We start from the raw sequence: 16,763 nt of genomic DNA on the forward strand, positions 1-16,763 counted from the left end.
CCAATTAGAATGTACGAACATCAACAAAATGACCTGCAATTGCCGCCGCCGCCGCCATTGCTGGACTCACCAAGTGCGTACGACCACCATTGCCCTGACGACCTTCAAAGTTTCGGTTTGAAGTCGAAGCACAGTGTTCACCCGGCTGTAATTTATCAGCATTCATCGCCAAACACATTGAGCAACCTGGTTCACGCCATTCAAAACCTGCCTCAAGAAAGACCTGATCTAAACCTTCTTCTTCAGCCTGCTTTTTCACTAAACCAGAACCCGGAACCACCATGGCTTGCTTGATGCTTGCAGCCACTTTACGACCTTTCACCACTTCAGCCGCAGCACGAATGTCTTCAATCCGTGAATTGGTACATGAACCAATAAATACGCGATCCAATTGAATATCTGACAATGCTTGACCCGCTTCTAAGCCCATGTAGTGATAGGCACGTGTCCAGTCATTGCGCTGCACGTCATCTTTCGCTTGTGCCAAAGTTGGTACCGCTTGTGATACTGGAATCACCATCTCAGGAGAAGTTCCCCAAGACACTTGTGGCTCAATCTCTTCGCCTTGTAACACCACGACGGTATCAAATTCAGCATCGGCATCAGAATGTAAAGTATTCCAATACTCAACCGCAGCATCCCATTGTTCTGCTTTTGGTGCATAAGGACGGTCTTTCACATAGGCAATGGTTTTGTCATCAACAGCAACCATACCCACGCGTGCGCCTGCTTCAATCGCCATGTTACACACGGTCATACGACCTTCGATCGACATGTCACGGAACACCTGACCGCCAAATTCAATCGCGTGACCTGTACCACCCGCTGTGCCAATTTTACCAATGATCGCCAACACGACGTCTTTTGATGTGACGCCCTGCCCTAAAGTCCCGTCGACACGCACCAACATGTTCTTCATTTTTTTCTGAACCAAGCATTGCGTTGCCAATACATGTTCAACTTCTGAAGTGCCAATCCCATGTGCTAAACAGCCAAAAGCACCATGTGTTGCCGTATGTGAATCGCCACATACCACCGTCATGCCCGGCAAAGTTAAACCTTGTTCGGGTCCAACGACATGTGCAATCCCTTGACGGATATCATTAATTTTAAATTCAACAATATTAAAGGCTTCACAGTTATCATCCAAAGTTTGCACTTGAATCCGGGAAGTATCATCTTCAATCCCTGCAATACCTTGCTCACGTTCTTTCTTTGACGTCGGTACGTTATGATCAGGAGTCGCGACATTGGCACTTAAACGCCAAGGTTGACGTCCTGCAAGCTGTAAACCTTCAAAGGCTTGCGGTGAAGTCACTTCATGTAATAAATGACGGTCGATATAAAGTAAGCACGAACCATCATCACGTTGTTTTACTAAGTGGTCATCCCACAATTTGTCATATAAGGTTTTGCCTGCCATGTCGACGCGCTCCATAGAACTGGGTAATTGCTTTACTTTAGGTGATTATAACGCTGAAATAATATAAATCTAATTTATCATTTTTATAAATTTAAAAACTTTTTGGAATAATTTAAATCTCGACTTATCATCTAATTATTCGATTAATTTTAAAAATATATTCGTTTTTACAGATCAAATAAATATCATTATCATTTAAACATATTCCGCAGCTCAAGACCCGACTTATGGCACATCTTTATCACTTTGTTCAAAACAATCAACGCACTTTGAAGAAAACCTTTAGTTACTACATGATGCATATCAGTGTCGCGATGTTGGTCGGATACTTTGTGACAGGTAGCCTGATCATGGCAATCACTTTAAGTTTACTCGAACCAACGGTTCAAGCATTTGCCTTTTTCTTCCATGAAAAAGTCTGGGATAAAAATGACGATCAAAACACATTAGCTCAAGAAAATTCAGCCTAATTAACATCAACTTGAGCGCGCTTCCCTCTTTGCACTCGGACTACGGGTGCTTTTTTTATTTGATAAATTCTAAAAGTTTCTAAATAATACTTAACATATAAAAAAACTTTATGGATTATTCCTATGAATCTGGCTGCCTTTGAAGCATTTGTAAAAGTCATGGAAACAGGTTCAATTTCTTTGGCAGCGGACCAACTGTTTATTACCCAACCTGCGGTCACCAAACGTATTCATAGCTTAGAAGATTATTTTGGGGTGAAATTATTTGAATCGGCAGGACGTGGCGTTCAAGCGACCCATGCTGCACATTCTTTATTGCCGAAAGTAAAAAACTGGTTAAATGAACTTGGCGATATTCACCATACCCTGAGCCATGAACAAGGGCAGGTACAAGGTAAACTCAAGATTGGCACCAGTCACCATATTGGTCTGCATCATCTGCCACATCATTTACGTCATTATGTACAACAATTTCCACAAGTCACCTTAGATGTACATTTTGTCGACTCCGAACAAGCACACGAGCAAGTCCTTGCAGGTGATTTAGAACTGGCTTTTCTTACTTTACCTCCGCAAGGTGATCATCGACTCAATTATGTCACCATTTGGAATGATCCTCTGGTGTTTGTTGCAGCCCCCTTTCACCCTTTGGCACAAAAGAAAAACCTGAAACTGGAAGATTTAATTGCCTATCCAAGTTTATTACCCTCTGCCCAAACCTATACCAGCCAAATTACCTTGGCAGAATTCGAAAAGCAGGGTCTAAAACCGAAAATTACCATGAGCAATAATCCACTTGAATCTATTCGGATGTTGGTTTCAATTGGTCTGGGCTGGTCAGTACTACCACAAACCTTGCTCAATCAAGATTTACAGCAACTCGATATTAATTTTGAGATGAACCGTCAATTGGGTATGGTTTGGCACCCTGGGCGTACCCAGTCAAAAGCAGTGTTAGAACTGATTGAAATGATGAAATAAGCTTGGAAATAATAAAAACCACCTCAAGGGTGGTTTTTTTAGCTTCGTTCCAGCTTAGAAACTTATGATTTTCAGCTCAACCAGCCCAAGTACAATCCGAACACAATCAGTAGAGGGAATGGGATTAAACCAGCGACGAAACTGGTTCCCCCTCGACGTTCAAGTTCAACCGTGAAGTCAGCATTGACATGCTGTCGTATCTTGGCAATTTGCTTATCAACATGCTGCTTATACAAAGTATTGCCAAATACCCCGAATGCGATACTCAAGCCCACCGTTGAACCCAAACCATTAATATCTAAAAGTGTTTCAATTACTCCGATCATGACAATTAAACCAATCGCCAGAAAGCCATAGCTATACATTTTTCGATAAAACAACCAAATCACGCCGAAGAAAAAGGCCGCAATATTAAAGCCTGCATACTGTCTCTTTGGGGTAATTCTGTCAAATTGTTGTTGATAATAAGCTTGATATTTTGCACCGACAAACACGGCACGATCTTGCTCCAGTTGATTCATGGAAGCCGAATTTTCTAAGAACGCTAAGGGCGGAACCGATTGTTGATCTAAAGTCATATTTTTCTTCTTAATTTAGTTATTTATTAGGTGGCACAAACACTTTAAATCGCCACAGCTATGCGGTAATTTATTTTTTAATCACCGACTCTTCATGTAACGATTCATTCAACTGATCCACGACAATCGCCCACTCTCCATCAGACTGAATTTTTTCTTCTAAAAATTGCCGTTGCGCTTCGCTCCAATAATCTGCCTGTACAATATGGGTCTGTGCATTGAGTTGATGGGTTACTATAAATAACGCAATTGCGTCTTCACTCGCATCTAAACCGAGTTGTTCAAATAAATATGTCATTCGTGGTCGAACTTGATTCATGCTCATGTCCTTCAGTTTTCTTATTTTCTAAATCAGCATAGCAACTCAAACAGCTTAAAACTGTTAAATATCTTTAACATTGATACAAAAAAAGCAGAGGCAGATTTCAGTCAACCCCTGCTGTTTAGCATCAATGTCTGATGATAATGATTTAAGCAATTGACCAATCTTGAATAGCCCAACCTTGTTCTTTGGCCAAAACTTCTAGACGATCATCTGGATTCACCGCAATAGCATGGTCTGCATATTCCAACAGAAAACGATCATTGATTGAATCTGAGTAAGCCCAAGACTCTTTAACTTCACGGCCCGCCAACCATAAATCTAAACGCGCCAATTTACCTTTTTGGTAGCAAGGAATATTAATCACTTTACCTGTGTACTTTCCATCAACCACTTCGGCATTGGTGGCAATAATTTCAGTAATACCAAATTCACGAAAAATCGGTGCAGTAATAAAATCTGATGTCGCAGTAATACCCACTAAGGCATGGCCTGCTTCACGATGCTTTTCAATAGCAGCGAAACCCTCAGGACGCATTTGCGGACGAATCACTTTCTGCATGAACAAGTCATGTAATTCGGTCAAATACTGGTTGTCATGCTGGGTCAAAAATTCAAATACAAATTCATTGTAGGCAATCGGGTCTAATTGCCCAGCCTTATAGTCTTCATAAAATTTGTCGTTCATTTGACGATGGCGGATGGGGTCAACCAGTCCTTCATTGACTAAAAACTCTCCCCAAGAATGATCTGAATCGGTATTCAGTAAGGTGTGATCGAGATCAAATAGCGCCAATTTCATGAAAATACTCGTAAAAACTGAAATTTAAGAAAAAAATTGTAAATCTATCACCGCTAGTCGATAGAAATTCGTTAAGATCATAGCAATTTTAACATTTTAGCTTTGTTTTGGTTCGAGTTGGGTAAAGAAATAACAATCCCCGAACACGAAGCCTCAATATTACACAAAATTTAGGTAGCCAAATGATCGACTCTGAAGGTTTCCGACCCAATGTCGGGATCATTTTGGCAAACGACTTTGGACAGGTTTTATGGGCAAAACGCATTGGACACAATGCTTGGCAATTTCCACAAGGAGGTATCCAATATGGAGAAACCCCCGAACAGGCACTTTATCGTGAGCTGAGAGAAGAAGTTGGCTTACTGCCCGAACACGTCGAAATCATAGCGCAAACTAAAGGGTGGTTGCGCTATCGTTTGCCACATCGGTATATACGTACGGATTCAGACCCCGTGTGTATAGGTCAAAAACAAAAGTGGTTTTTACTCAAGTTAACCGCTTCGGTACAGCATATTCAATTGAATTTGTCCGATCCACCTGAGTTCGACCAATGGCAATGGGTGAGCTATTGGTATCCATTGGGTCAGGTGGTGAATTTCAAGCGAGATGTCTACCGTAAAGCCATGGTGGAATTGTGCAATCAATTACCCATGAAAAAACCTTAAAAAAATTGTATAAATATGCAGATTTTTTAAGACACTATTGATATAAATAAAACTAATTTACACTTTTTTTTGGGAGCAGACTCTATGTCGAACATGCAACTGGATACCCTTAGACGTATTGTGCAAGAAATCAATGCGTCCACCAGTATGCACGAATCACTCGACATTATGGTCAATCAAGTCGCCGAAGCGATGCACGTCGATGTCTGCTCGATCTACCTTTTAGATGAACGTAACCAACGTTACCTGCTCATGGCCTCTAAAGGTCTAAATCCTGAATCTGTCGGACATGTGTCTTTACATACAGGTGAAGGGTTAGTCGGTCTGGTAGGACAACGTGAAGAAATTGTCAACCTAGACGATGCACCCAAACATGAACGCTTTATGTACCTACCCGAAACAGGGGAAGAAATTTATAACTCTTTCCTTGGCGTACCTGTCATGTACCGCCGTAAAGTGATGGGTGTGTTGGTTGTTCAAAATAAAGATAAACAAGATTTTAGTGAAGCGGCTGAATCCTTTCTGGTCACACTCTGTGCGCAGCTTTCAGGCGTAATCGCGCACGCTCATGCCGTCGGCAATATCGATGTATTCCGTAAACCCAACAATCTACCTGCTTACAAAACCTTCCAAGGGGTGTCAGGTTCGGGGGGAATTGCCTTAGGTCGTGCAGTCATTTTATATCCTCCAGCCGATTTATCGGCAGTACCAGACCGCGAAGCAGATGACATTAGTGAAGAATTGGCTTTGCTGGATAGCGCACTCAAGGCTGTTCGAGAAGAAATTCAATCGCTAGATGATAAAATGCAAGATGCTTTGATGGCAGAAGAACGAGCATTATTTAGCGTATTCTTGCGTATGTTGGATGAAAATGCCCTGCCTGCTGAAATTAAATCGGAAATTCGTGATGGTAACTGGGCACAAGGTGCCGTGCGTATTGTGATTGAAAACCATATTGCGCTATTTGCACAAATGGAAGATGACTATTTACGTGAACGGGTAGCCGACCTGAAAGATTTAGGTCGCCGTATTTTGGCATTTTTACAAGAAGCCGATTCTAGCCACCGTGAACTGACGGATGAAAGCATCTTAATTGGTGAAGAAATTTCGACCGCTGCATTGGTTGAATTGCCTGTCGACAAAATTGCTGCCATCGTGACCAGCGAAGGGGCCATGAATTCACACATGGTTATTGTGGCACGTGCACTGGGAATTCCAACCGTGGTTGGGGTGACTGAACTGCCAATTAATACCCTTGATGATGCTGAGATGATCGTCGATGCACATCAAGGTCGAGTATTTATTAATCCGCCACGTCGTTTACGTACTCGCTATAAAGAAATTCAAAAAGAAGAAGAGCAAATTGCCAAAGATCTCAAACAATATGAGACCAAAGATGCGATTACGCCTGATGGCGTTGCTGTGCCTCTTTATGTGAATACAGGTCTGATGATTGATGTCGTGCGTGGTGTACAACGTGGCGCCAAAGGCGTGGGTTTATATCGCTCTGAAATTCCCTTTATGCTACGTGATCGCTTCCCTGGGGAAGAGGAACAACGTGCCATCTACCGCCAGCAGCTCAGCCACTTTGCCAACAAGCCCGTGGTCATGCGTACTCTCGATATTGGTGCGGATAAAGATTTACCCTATTTCTCGATTGAAGAAGAAAACTCTGCTTTGGGCTGGCGAGGTATCCGTTTTACCTTAGATCATCCTGAAATTTTTTCTTCACAAATTCGCGCCATGCTCAAAGCCAGCATTGGGCTAAATAATCTGCATATTTTATTGCCGATGGTGACCAGTGTCAGTGAAGTCGAAGAAGCTCTGTACTTACTCGATCGTGACTGGCAAGCCGTGCAAGAAGAAGAACAGGTAAAAATCAATAAGCCGAAAATTGGCATAATGGTTGAAGTGCCAAGTGTACTGCTACAAATTGAAGAATTTGCCGAGTTGGTCGATTTCTTCTCGGTGGGTTCAAATGACTTAACCCAATATTTATTGGCAGTTGATCGTAATAATCCACGCGTTGCCAATGTCTACTCACACTTTCATCCTTCAATTTTAAGAGCGCTCACGCGTTTGGTTCAAGAATGTCATAAGTACAATAAGCCCATCAGTATTTGTGGTGAAATGGCGGGCGATCCACTCTCTGCCGTCCTGCTCATGGCAATGGGCTTTAATACGCTATCAATGAGTTCAAGTAACATCTTGCGTGTACGCAAAGCGATTTGTCATGTCCCAATGTCTGATGCCAAAGAACAACTGGATCGTGTTTTAAAAATGAGCAATCCACTCATGATCAAAAGCTGGATGGAATATTATTTCAAAACCCATGGTTTAGCCGATATGGTGAAATCAAGTACCCGTATTGTGGGGGTTTAACACATCCTTCATGCTGCACAGAACAGCAATAAAAAAGGGCGATAATCTTCGGAATATCGCCCTTGCTTATGTTTGCTATAACCTCGTTTTGCATTTTTCTTTCGATCCACAAAAACCTGGCTTTGGTTGACTTCATGCATGTGTTTTGCCACAAAGTTGTGAATCACGACTTTTGGCTCAGCTTTCTTCTTGGCCATTCTGTTCCACCTTTTAAATACAGTTTTCAATTTTCTACTTGTACAGCAGGAAAATAATAATACGCCTTTTTGTTTATTTTACAAGCAAATCACAGCCGATATTGAATGTCATGTTCTCCCCTGACCCCAATCCCTGCGCAGTACAATATCCATTTGCTCTCCCAGATTTTAGGTAGACACTGAATGTACAGATTGGGGTATAAGCAATCTGGGCTTAAAGTTATAATAGAAGTCATTTCACAGATCGGTACAGCCTAATGTCAAACCAAGAGGAGTTATTAAAGCTCGATAATCAACTTTGTTTTGCTTTATATTCGACTCATCTTGCGCTGAATCAATACTATCGAAAATTATTGCAACCGCATGGAATTACCTATCCACAATATTTGGTCATGTTGATTTTATGGGAACAAGATCAGCTCACTGTCTCTGAGATTGGGCAACGAATTTTTTTAGAATCTTCCACCCTCACCCCCTTATTAAAACGACTAGAAAGTTTAGGGTTTATTGAGCGCAAACGCTCAGTTGAAGATGAACGACGGGTATTGATTTCTTTGACCAGTCGCGGACAGGCTTTAAAACAAGCGGTTATGCCAATTCCTGAACAAATTCTGACCGCTATTCAATGTGCCCCAGATCAAGTCAGTCAGTTGCGTGAAGAACTCAATCGCTTACGTGCTCAATTAAAAGAGCAATGAAGCAAAAATGGATCAAAATCAGATTGAAATGTAATAGCTGTACATTTTACAATCATTTTATCGCATTCGTTTCACTGTAAAACCAGACCACCCTTGTGGCAGGCTGATACTTCTCATTTATTCATACATCAGTGAACCATGCCGTTCAGTATCTGGAATGATACAGCCTCAATAGCCGAGCTCTTCAGGAGAAGACGAACAGCAAAACACATTATCTAGCGCATAAGAAGAACGATATAAAGAACAGTAAAATCATCTACACAAGTGTAAACAAATAACGATTAAACGGTATTTCTTCACGCAACACTTTAGCTTGATCAGTGCAATATCAATGATAAAAAAGCAACTGAAAAAGGATGACAATCATGAGAAATCAAGCGTGTAGGTTGTCTAAATATCCACAAGGAAAATTGAGTATGGATATATTTGATCTGGTTCCCCTACCTCTGCCCATTTTAACTGTGGGTGAATTTCTGGTTAAGCAAACGCATATATGCTTAGACCCTGTTATGCCGTATTGGTTACAACAAAGACATGACAATAGCTTAAGTCCGACACAAAATAGTGAAATTGTTCAATCTTATGGTGTTGGTGAGGTCATTGAGTCTCTTAATCCTCAATTTCCCGTAGGGGTAAAGGTGATGGGGATTACAGGTTGGAATGAATATGTTTTAGGGCATTCTGAAATGTATATTATTGATTCGAGCCTATCTGCGGAAGCCGTACTTTCTTTATTCTATTTTACAGGTCTTACAGCATATATTGGGTTAATCAAACTCGCCCAACCAAAAGCTGGGGAAACGCTCCTGATTGCCAATGCAGCGAGCACACTGGGTTCCTTACTGGGGCAACTCGCAAAAGCTAAAGGTTTGAGGGTTATTGGCTGTTCAGACTCCAATAAAAAATGCCAACGCTTAGTGAATGAATTGGGTTTTGATGCAGCCATTCATATGGGCAACGCACATGCTGCCACCCAATTCAACATTGCGGCACCAGACGGTATCGACATCTTTTTTGATAATAAAGATGAGCCGCTGCAACAGCTAATTTATCCGCACATGAATCCATTTGGACGTGTCATCATCTTAGATAAGCAATTCACACTGCATCCCACGTCTGACTATTCATCAAATTTAAAGGACATTCAGCATCGCTACTTAAGCATACACGGCACAATGCTCAGTCCTTATTTAGAGTTTATGCATGAATCAAATCGAGTGATGGCAGAATATTTAACGCAAGGGAAAATTACTTATCAGGTGCATCTGGTTGAGGGCTTTGACCATTTGCCCGAAGCTTTAATTCATTATTTTAATGAAGAGGCAATGGGAACATTGATTGTAAAGTTTTAGCTCTATATGAATTTGCTACGCTTCGGATTTAAACGGCTTGGTTGCTGAAAAAGATACTACATCACAAATAAAAAAAGCCCAACATCCTGTCGGGCCTTTTCCATATTCGTTGCTCGGTATAACTTCCTGTTGCACCAAAACGATCCTTGCTTTAGAACATTTCAATCCTTGAATGTTCTGGAACATCCTGTTCCTGAATGAAATGCATGATAGGTGATTTGAAAAAAGTTGCCTATACGCAAAGTCCATCATTCATTGTACGCTTTAGCTTACACGTCTGATTAAAAAACATTCAATATTTTCGTATTTCCCCCAAAAACCAGTATTTTACAGCGCTAAAACCCGAGCCAATATTTTCTCAACATCCAACTGTTTTACTTCAAGCATCCCCACAACACGACCATGAAATGCCTGATAGCGCGATTGAATAAATGCATCTGCAATAAATGCAGGAGCATACTGCTGCAATAAACTGGCTTGCGCCAAAATCACCAACCGACTGACTAAACTTCTGGCCATAAACTGAAGTTGCTCAGGTGCTTGCTGAAATAACTGTAGCAATTGTTGCCGTTCTGCTTGTAATAAGGGCTGTTGCTTGGCGGCATCTGCAAAAGACTGCAATAACACCTGCATGGATTCTGGATCGCGTTGAATCGCACGGAGTACATCTAAGCACATCACATTGCCTGAACCTTCCCAAATGGTATTCACAGGTGCTTCTTTGAAAATGCGCGCCATAATGCCTGCATCGACATAGCCGTTGCCACCAAAGACTTCCATCATTTCCCCTGTGAGTTCCACAGCACGCTTACAAATCCAGAACTTTGCAGCTGGGGTCATCACCCGTTTCCATGCCACAGATAAAGCATCTTCCTGCGCATAGCAATGTGCCAAATGGAAACTGAGTTGTACTGCGGCTTCGGTTTCTAAAGCCAAATCCACCAAAACGGCTTGCATCAACGGTTGTTCTGCTAAAGTTTTACCAAAAGCTTTACGCTGTCGGGTATAAGCAAGACATTGCACTAAAGCCTGTCTTAACATGGCACTACTGCCTACCGAACAGGTGAGTCGAGTGTAGTTCGCCATTTCAATAATGGTAGGAATACCGCGTCCAACTTCACCAATCATGATGCCCCATGCATCTTTAAATTCAACCTCAGAGCTAGAGTTACTGCGATTACCCACTTTTTCTTTCAGGCGTTGTACCTGTACCGCATTTTTACTGCCATCTTCTAGCCAACGCGGTACAAAGAAACATGCCAAACCATCTTGTTCAGTTTGTGCTACCACCAAATGTGCATCACACATCGGCGCAGAAAAAAACCACTTATGACCAGTCAGCAAATAGGCTTGCCCTCGCCCCGCAGCTGCAACAGGTTTCGCTAAGGTTTGATTCGCGCGTACATCCGATCCTCCTTGTTTTTCGGTCATGCCCATACCGAGCCAAATTGATTTTTTCTGTGCAATTGGTAGATCACGTTCATCGTATTCAGTCGATAGCAACTTAGTGCCAATTTTTTCCCATAATGCGGGTTCAGATTGCAGCAATGGAATACTACCGAGCGTCATCGCGGTTGGGCAGAGGCTGCCACATTCAACTTGCCCACTCAAATAAAAACGTGCCGCCCAATCCACCCAAGCCGATGGTGTGTGTTGTGCAATAAAAGGATAGGCATGTACCGCATGCTTGCGATTCAATTGCATCCACTGATGCCATGCAGGATGGAACTCGATAAAGTCTTTACGGCGGCCACGCGCATCGAAGGCATGTAAGATGGGGACATGCCGATTGGCTTGATCTGCATATTGGTAATATTCTGCCGAACCTGCGGCTTGCCCTAGCGCTGTTAACGCGAGCTGATCTTGGCTGCCATATCGAGTCAAAATTTCTTGTAGCACTTGATCGGTGCTAAATAGGTTATAGTCCTGTTTTTCATCAAATTGATTGCTAATTTGATGGGTTGTCCATGCATTGATCATTTCTACTTTGCTCTTGTTCTAGTTCGCTTTTCATTTCAGTATAGAGAAAAATTCATCTTGATATGTTCAGCTTTGTGCCATGAAAAATCCTGAAGTCCAAGTACGTCGTAGACCGCGCCAATTCAGAGCCAAGCTCACCCAAGAAGCCTTACAAGAAAGTTTTGTTCGGCTTTTGCATGAGCGATCAGCCGATAAAATTACCATTCGGGAAATCACAGATGTAGCAGGTGTCGGTTTAGGGACTTTTTATGAGTACTTTTCTAAGAAGGAAGATTTGATTGCATTGACTATTCATCAACATGTGAAAAGCAATGCTGAACTACTTAAAAGTTATGCACAAAGTCTGATGGAGTTATCCACAAAATTAAGTTTTGTGGACTATTTACAGCAAATTATTCATTTTCAAATTGCACAAATTCAGGCTCAGCAGTTTGTCTGGGCGCAGACTTTTTTACTAGAACGACAGGTATCAAACATTGAAAGTTACCGTAAGAGTTATGCCATGATGCTGGAAATGTGGCATAGCATCCTTGTTCCCTTTTTTGAAGATACGGAACAACTCCAGCACATCAGTTTAAATGTGCAACGGGTCTGTTATGGCTTTGTGTCGCAGAGCTTGTTGGTTGAGCCTGAGTTTGGGGAGTGGGATCAACTTGAAAAGGACATTAACCAAAGTTTGGGAAAGTTTAAGCTTGAATAAAAACAATTTTTTATAAGCGAAGTAACCATCTTGAATTGGCAAAATAGAACTGAACTACTTTCAAAAAATCCGGCTTGTTTCAAAATTGGCTTTTCGTGTATTCTTTAGCAACAAATAAACAGCTAAGTATTTAATATTTAAGTAAAAAATAAATTTAACTTTACATCATATCTATGATATTAAATAGCGGAAATTTCTAAAACTGTTTTTGATAAAAACAGGCTAATTCTATATGTCTTATGATAGTAACCTTGAGCTACATAGATATTTATAAATTGATCGTAAAAATGTCATTAGCAATAATTTTAAGCATGTTCGTGTTCTCTCTAAGTATGTCTATTTCGCCTGGTCCTGTGAATATAACCATACTGTCAACAAGTTTAAATCATGGTTTTATTAAAACTTTTCCTTTTATATCAGGAGCAACTATTGGGTTCGTATTGCTTTTAATATCCGTAGGATTCGGATTTTCTAAAATTATAAATACTTATCCTATCATCTTTAAGTTATTAGAGTTTTTAGGCGCTTTTTTTATTATTTATATAGGCTATAAAATACTATCATCTAAACCAGAAATTGAAGTCAATCATAATAGCTCTATACCCAATTTCATCGATGGATTCTTATTGCAGTGGTTAAATCCTAAAGCATGGATTGCATGTGCTTCAGGTACTGCTTTATTTTCAGCACAGAATACCAACACTCCGCTTATAGTATTTATCTGTATTTACTTTCTAATTTGTTATTTATCTTTAGCTATATGGGGAGCTTTAGGTGAAAAACTATCTATTGCATTGAGTAATAGTAAGCGTATTTTATTGTTCAATAGATTGATGGGCTTTTCTTTAATCTTCATTTCTATATATATGATATTTAATATTTTCACTGTTAAATGAGCTATAAATTTTATTAATTAACGAATAGGCAATACTATTAATGGGTAAATTGGCTGGCCAAATTGCATATACGTTTAAAGGTTGTAGTTCCCATTGAGGTAAAACTTTTACAATATCCCCCTTAATAATGTCATTTTGAATTAAATAATCAGGAGGAGCAGCCAAACCAGCATCAAGTTTTGCTAGCTGATAAGAAGCTTCTACATTATTTACACAAATATTTGGATTATATGAAATTTTTATTTCTTCATCATTCTTGTTGTTTTTCAATATTCTTGAATGTGGACGCATACTTAGACCAATCCATTTCATTGCTTCTAAGTCATATGGTATTTTCGGTTCACCGTAGGTCTTAAGAAAGTTTTTTGTCGCAACAATACTTCTTGGTAGATCAAATAAATACTTCGCTTTTAGAGAGCTATCCAAAGGCTCTCCTATTCTAAAAGCTACATCTATATTTTCAAAAACAATGTCATTTTTTTCATCATCACAAGTAATATTTAATATTAAATCAGGAAAATCCTTTATGAAATCAGTAACATGATTCATAAATTCCCCATGGATAAAAATAGCAGGAATTGAGATATTTAATTTCTTATTTCCGATGATTGAACTTTTTCTTAAATCGTTAATACCTTGCTCATACGTTTCCAATATGGATTTAGCGGTTTCTAAAAGCTTTTCTCCATCATGAGTGAGAGTTATTTTTCTAGTATTTCTATAAAACAGAGCACACCCTAAATTTTTTTCTAATTTTGTAAGGTGTTGACTAGCGGTTGCACTAGATAAGCCAATCGCTTTAGCCCCTTTGCTAATAGAGCCTATTTCAGCAATTTTGGCAAAAACTATTAAGTATCTAATATCTTCAATCATTTCATACCATATATTAAATAAAATCTAAAATTAACATAATACACCGTCTAGGAAAGGTAATTCATAACCTAGATATTCAAATATCTTAAGGTGTAAAAAGCATTATTTGTACAACTCATTTAAGTTTAAATGAAAAGGCATCATTCCATAAAAAACCGCTCTTACGAGCGGTTTTAATTTTGCGAAAACTATTTCACGAAATTTACTTCACATCAAAACGGTCAGCATTCATCACTTTATTCCAAGCGGCAATAAAGTCATGGACAAATTTCTCTTTGTTGTCATCCTGCGCATACACCTCAGCATAAGAACGTAAAATTGAGTTTGAACCAAACACCAAATCCACACGGGTTGCCGTCCATTTCACTGTACCCGTCGCACGGTCAGCAATTTCGTAACGGTTTTTACCCGCAGGTTTCCATGTATTGTTCATGTCGGTTAAATTCACAAAGAAATCATTGCTGAGCACGCCAACACGGTCAGTCAATACGCCTTCTTTCGCACCGCCGTAGTTGGTATCGAGCACACGCATACCACCAATTAATACCGTCATTTCAGGCGCGGTTAGACCCATTAATTGGGTACGATCTAACAGCATTTCTTCAGGTTGCACCGCGTAATCTTGTTTTAACCAGTTACGGTAACCATCATGGATGGGTTCCAAGTCGGCAAAAGAATATTCGTCGGTTTGTTCCTGTAAAGCATCACCACGCCCAGGCGTAAATGGCACTTTCGCATTCACACCTGCGGCTTGCGCTGCTTTTTCTACCGCAGCCGTACCTCCCAATACAATCAGGTCAGCTATACTCACTTTCTTCGCTAACCCTGCCTGAATTTCTTCGAGCTTTGCGAGCACTCGTTGCAAACGCTCAGGCTCGTTGCCTATCCAGTCTTTTTGTGGCGACAAACGGATACGAGCACCATTGGCACCACCACGGAAGTCTGAACCACGATAAGTTCTTGCGCTATCCCAAGCAGTGGTAATGAGATCACTACTAGATAAACCACTATTCAGCAATTTTACTTTCAGCTCATCAATTTCTGCTTCAGACAACGTGTAATCCACTGTCGGTATTGGGTCTTGCCAAATTAAATCTTCTTCGGGCACATCTGCACCCAAATAGCGAGATTTTGGTCCCATATCACGGTGCGTTAACTTGTACCAAGCACGGGCAAAAACTTCAGCCAAATAAGCAGGATCTTGATAAAAACGCTCTGAAATTTTGCGGTACTCAGGATCCATTTTCAGTGCCATATCCGCATCGGTCATCATTGGATTACGGCGTACATTCGGATTGTGTGCATCAACAGGTTTATCTTCTTCCTTAATATTGACGGGTTCCCATTGTTTGGCACCTGCGGGACTGGTGGTTTTTTGCCAATCATAAGTTAACAATAAGTAGAGAAATTCATTATCCCATTTGGTTGGATGCGTGGTCCAAGCGCCTTCTAGGCCACTGACCATGGTATTAGGACCGTTACCTGTACCTTCTGGGTTATGCCAACCTAAACCTTGGAATTCGACATCAGCCCCCTCCACATCTTTGCCAAGTAATTCAGCTTTACCATTACCATGTGCTTTACCCACAGTATGACCACCGACTGTGAGCGCAACGGTTTCTTCATCGTCCATTCCCATACGGTCAAAGGTCACGCGCATGTCTTGTGCAGTACGCAAGGGATCTTGCACACCATCAACCCCTTCAGGGTTTACATAGATCAAACCCATTTGCACTGCAGCCAAAGGATTTTCCAGTGATTGGCGGTCTTGGTCGCTGCCATAGCGGTTTGCTGTTGGTGCCAACCATTGATGCTCTTCGCCCCAGTAAATGTCTTTTTCAGGATGCCAAATATCAACTCGACCACCACCGAAACCAAAGGTCTTTAAACCTGCAACGTCATACGCTACTGTTCCTGCAAGGACAATTAAATCGCCCCAAGACAGTTTGTTGCCATATTTTTTCTTAATTGGCCAAAGTAAACGACGGCCTTTATCGGTATTAACGTTATCTGGCCAGCTATTCAGTGGAGCAAAACGCTGATTCCCTGTGTTGGCACCACCACGACCATCTTGCTTACGGTATGAACCCGCCAAATGCCATGCCGTACGCACAAACATCCCGATGTAGCTGCCATAATCTGATGGCCACCAAGCTTGGCTACTGTTTATCAGGTCGCGGATATCTTGTTTAACGGCTTCTAAATCGAGAGATTTGAAGGCTTCTGCATAATTAAAGTCAGGATCGAGCGGATTGGTTTTGGTATCGTGTTGTGAAAGGATGTCTAAATTAAGTGAATTTGGCCACCAATCGGTATTTGAGCTGGCAGCAGAGGTATTGGCACCATGTGAAAATGGGCACTTACCTGACGAGGCTTGCGAATTATTGTCCATGTTATCTCTCCAAACTCAAGTCTTTCAATGTTTATTATTGAACCGTGTAAAA

At 40.9% G+C, this 16,763-nt stretch carries 16 protein-coding genes; 8 read left to right on the forward strand and 8 right to left on the reverse strand.

The genetic code is table 11. From position 1 onward, the window contains the following. Positions 1 to 4: 4 nt before the first annotated feature. A complete protein-coding gene (gene leuC, locus E0H87_RS06005) occupies positions 5 to 1,423 on the reverse strand; it encodes a 3-isopropylmalate dehydratase large subunit (protein ID WP_131322764.1) in 1,419 nt (472 codons plus the stop codon). A gap of 227 nt (positions 1,424 to 1,650) precedes the next feature. Here leuC and E0H87_RS06010 point away from each other — a divergent pair, with 227 nt between their 5' ends. Together E0H87_RS06010 and E0H87_RS06015 are read left to right on the forward strand one after the other, a co-directional pair. Further along, on the forward strand, positions 1,651 to 1,893 hold the full coding sequence (locus tag E0H87_RS06010) for a DUF2061 domain-containing protein (RefSeq protein WP_131322765.1): 243 nt from the start codon (positions 1,651 to 1,653) through the stop codon (positions 1,891 to 1,893). 123 nt (positions 1,894 to 2,016) lie between these two features. Further along, positions 2,017 to 2,874 (forward strand): LysR family transcriptional regulator, encoded by an 858-nt coding sequence (locus E0H87_RS06015; protein ID WP_131322766.1) that lies wholly within the window; start codon positions 2,017 to 2,019, stop codon positions 2,872 to 2,874. A 71-nt stretch (positions 2,875 to 2,945) separates the two neighbouring features. On the opposite strand, the gene E0H87_RS06020 is transcribed toward E0H87_RS06015, so the two are convergent. From E0H87_RS06020 to E0H87_RS06030, 3 genes are all read right to left on the reverse strand, one after another. After that, positions 2,946 to 3,452, reverse strand: coding sequence for a DUF2628 domain-containing protein (locus E0H87_RS06020; protein WP_131322767.1), 507 nt, complete (start codon positions 3,450 to 3,452; stop codon positions 2,946 to 2,948). 70 nt (positions 3,453 to 3,522) lie between these two features. Continuing rightward, positions 3,523 to 3,771 (reverse strand): DUF2789 family protein, encoded by a 249-nt coding sequence (locus tag E0H87_RS06025; protein WP_131322768.1) that lies wholly within the window; start codon positions 3,769 to 3,771, stop codon positions 3,523 to 3,525. Between the two features lie 151 nt (positions 3,772 to 3,922). Further along, positions 3,923 to 4,576 (reverse strand): HAD family hydrolase, encoded by a 654-nt coding sequence (locus tag E0H87_RS06030; protein ID WP_131322769.1) that lies wholly within the window; start codon positions 4,574 to 4,576, stop codon positions 3,923 to 3,925. Positions 4,577 to 4,758: 182 nt separating this feature from the next. Here E0H87_RS06030 and E0H87_RS06035 point away from each other — a divergent pair, with 182 nt between their 5' ends. Then, positions 4,759 to 5,241 carry an RNA pyrophosphohydrolase gene (locus E0H87_RS06035; RefSeq protein ID WP_131322770.1) on the forward strand — a complete coding sequence of 161 codons (483 nt, stop codon included), beginning with the start codon at positions 4,759 to 4,761 and terminating at the stop codon, positions 5,239 to 5,241. Between the two features lie 84 nt (positions 5,242 to 5,325). Then, positions 5,326 to 7,623, forward strand: coding sequence for a phosphoenolpyruvate--protein phosphotransferase (gene ptsP, locus E0H87_RS06040; RefSeq protein ID WP_131322771.1), 2,298 nt, complete (start codon positions 5,326 to 5,328; stop codon positions 7,621 to 7,623). Between the two features lie 8 nt (positions 7,624 to 7,631). Here ptsP and E0H87_RS06045 read toward each other — a convergent pair whose 3' ends face one another. After that, entirely contained in the window at positions 7,632 to 7,820 is a 189-nt protein-coding gene (locus E0H87_RS06045) for a hypothetical protein (RefSeq protein WP_131322772.1), read from the reverse strand. A 257-nt stretch (positions 7,821 to 8,077) separates the two neighbouring features. Between E0H87_RS06045 and E0H87_RS06050 the strand changes: the two genes are divergently transcribed. After that, positions 8,078 to 8,518, forward strand: a complete 441-nt coding sequence (locus tag E0H87_RS06050; protein WP_131322773.1) for a MarR family winged helix-turn-helix transcriptional regulator — start codon at positions 8,078 to 8,080, stop codon at positions 8,516 to 8,518. Between the two features lie 365 nt (positions 8,519 to 8,883). Continuing rightward, the gene (locus tag E0H87_RS06055; RefSeq protein ID WP_131322774.1) at positions 8,884 to 9,870 is read left to right on the forward strand and encodes an MDR family NADP-dependent oxidoreductase; all 987 of its coding nucleotides are present in this window, start codon (positions 8,884 to 8,886) and stop codon (positions 9,868 to 9,870) included. A 327-nt stretch (positions 9,871 to 10,197) separates the two neighbouring features. Here the strand turns inward: E0H87_RS06055 and E0H87_RS06060 are convergent, their stop codons facing one another. Next, positions 10,198 to 11,850, reverse strand: coding sequence for an acyl-CoA dehydrogenase family protein (locus tag E0H87_RS06060; protein ID WP_131322775.1), 1,653 nt, complete (start codon positions 11,848 to 11,850; stop codon positions 10,198 to 10,200). 79 nt (positions 11,851 to 11,929) lie between these two features. On the opposite strand from E0H87_RS06060, the gene E0H87_RS06065 reads away from it, so the two are divergent. Further along, positions 11,930 to 12,550 carry a TetR/AcrR family transcriptional regulator gene (locus E0H87_RS06065; RefSeq protein WP_131322776.1) on the forward strand — a complete coding sequence of 207 codons (621 nt, stop codon included), beginning with the start codon at positions 11,930 to 11,932 and terminating at the stop codon, positions 12,548 to 12,550. Positions 12,551 to 12,837: 287 nt separating this feature from the next. Then, a complete protein-coding gene (locus E0H87_RS06070) occupies positions 12,838 to 13,446 on the forward strand; it encodes a LysE family translocator (protein ID WP_131322777.1) in 609 nt (202 codons plus the stop codon). On the opposite strand, the gene E0H87_RS06075 is transcribed toward E0H87_RS06070, so the two are convergent. Together E0H87_RS06075 and katG are read right to left on the reverse strand one after the other, a co-directional pair. Further along, positions 13,396 to 14,319, reverse strand: a complete 924-nt coding sequence (locus E0H87_RS06075; RefSeq protein ID WP_131322778.1) for a LysR family transcriptional regulator — start codon at positions 14,317 to 14,319, stop codon at positions 13,396 to 13,398. The two genes, E0H87_RS06070 and E0H87_RS06075, sit on opposite strands and share 51 nt — an antisense overlap. Before the next feature lie 202 nt (positions 14,320 to 14,521). Next, on the reverse strand, positions 14,522 to 16,711 hold the full coding sequence (gene katG, locus E0H87_RS06080) for a catalase/peroxidase HPI (RefSeq protein WP_131322779.1): 2,190 nt from the start codon (positions 16,709 to 16,711) through the stop codon (positions 14,522 to 14,524). Positions 16,712 to 16,763 lie beyond the last annotated feature (52 nt).

Source organism: Acinetobacter sp. ANC 4178, assembly GCF_004331175.1.
GTDB lineage: Bacteria > Pseudomonadota > Gammaproteobacteria > Pseudomonadales > Moraxellaceae > Acinetobacter.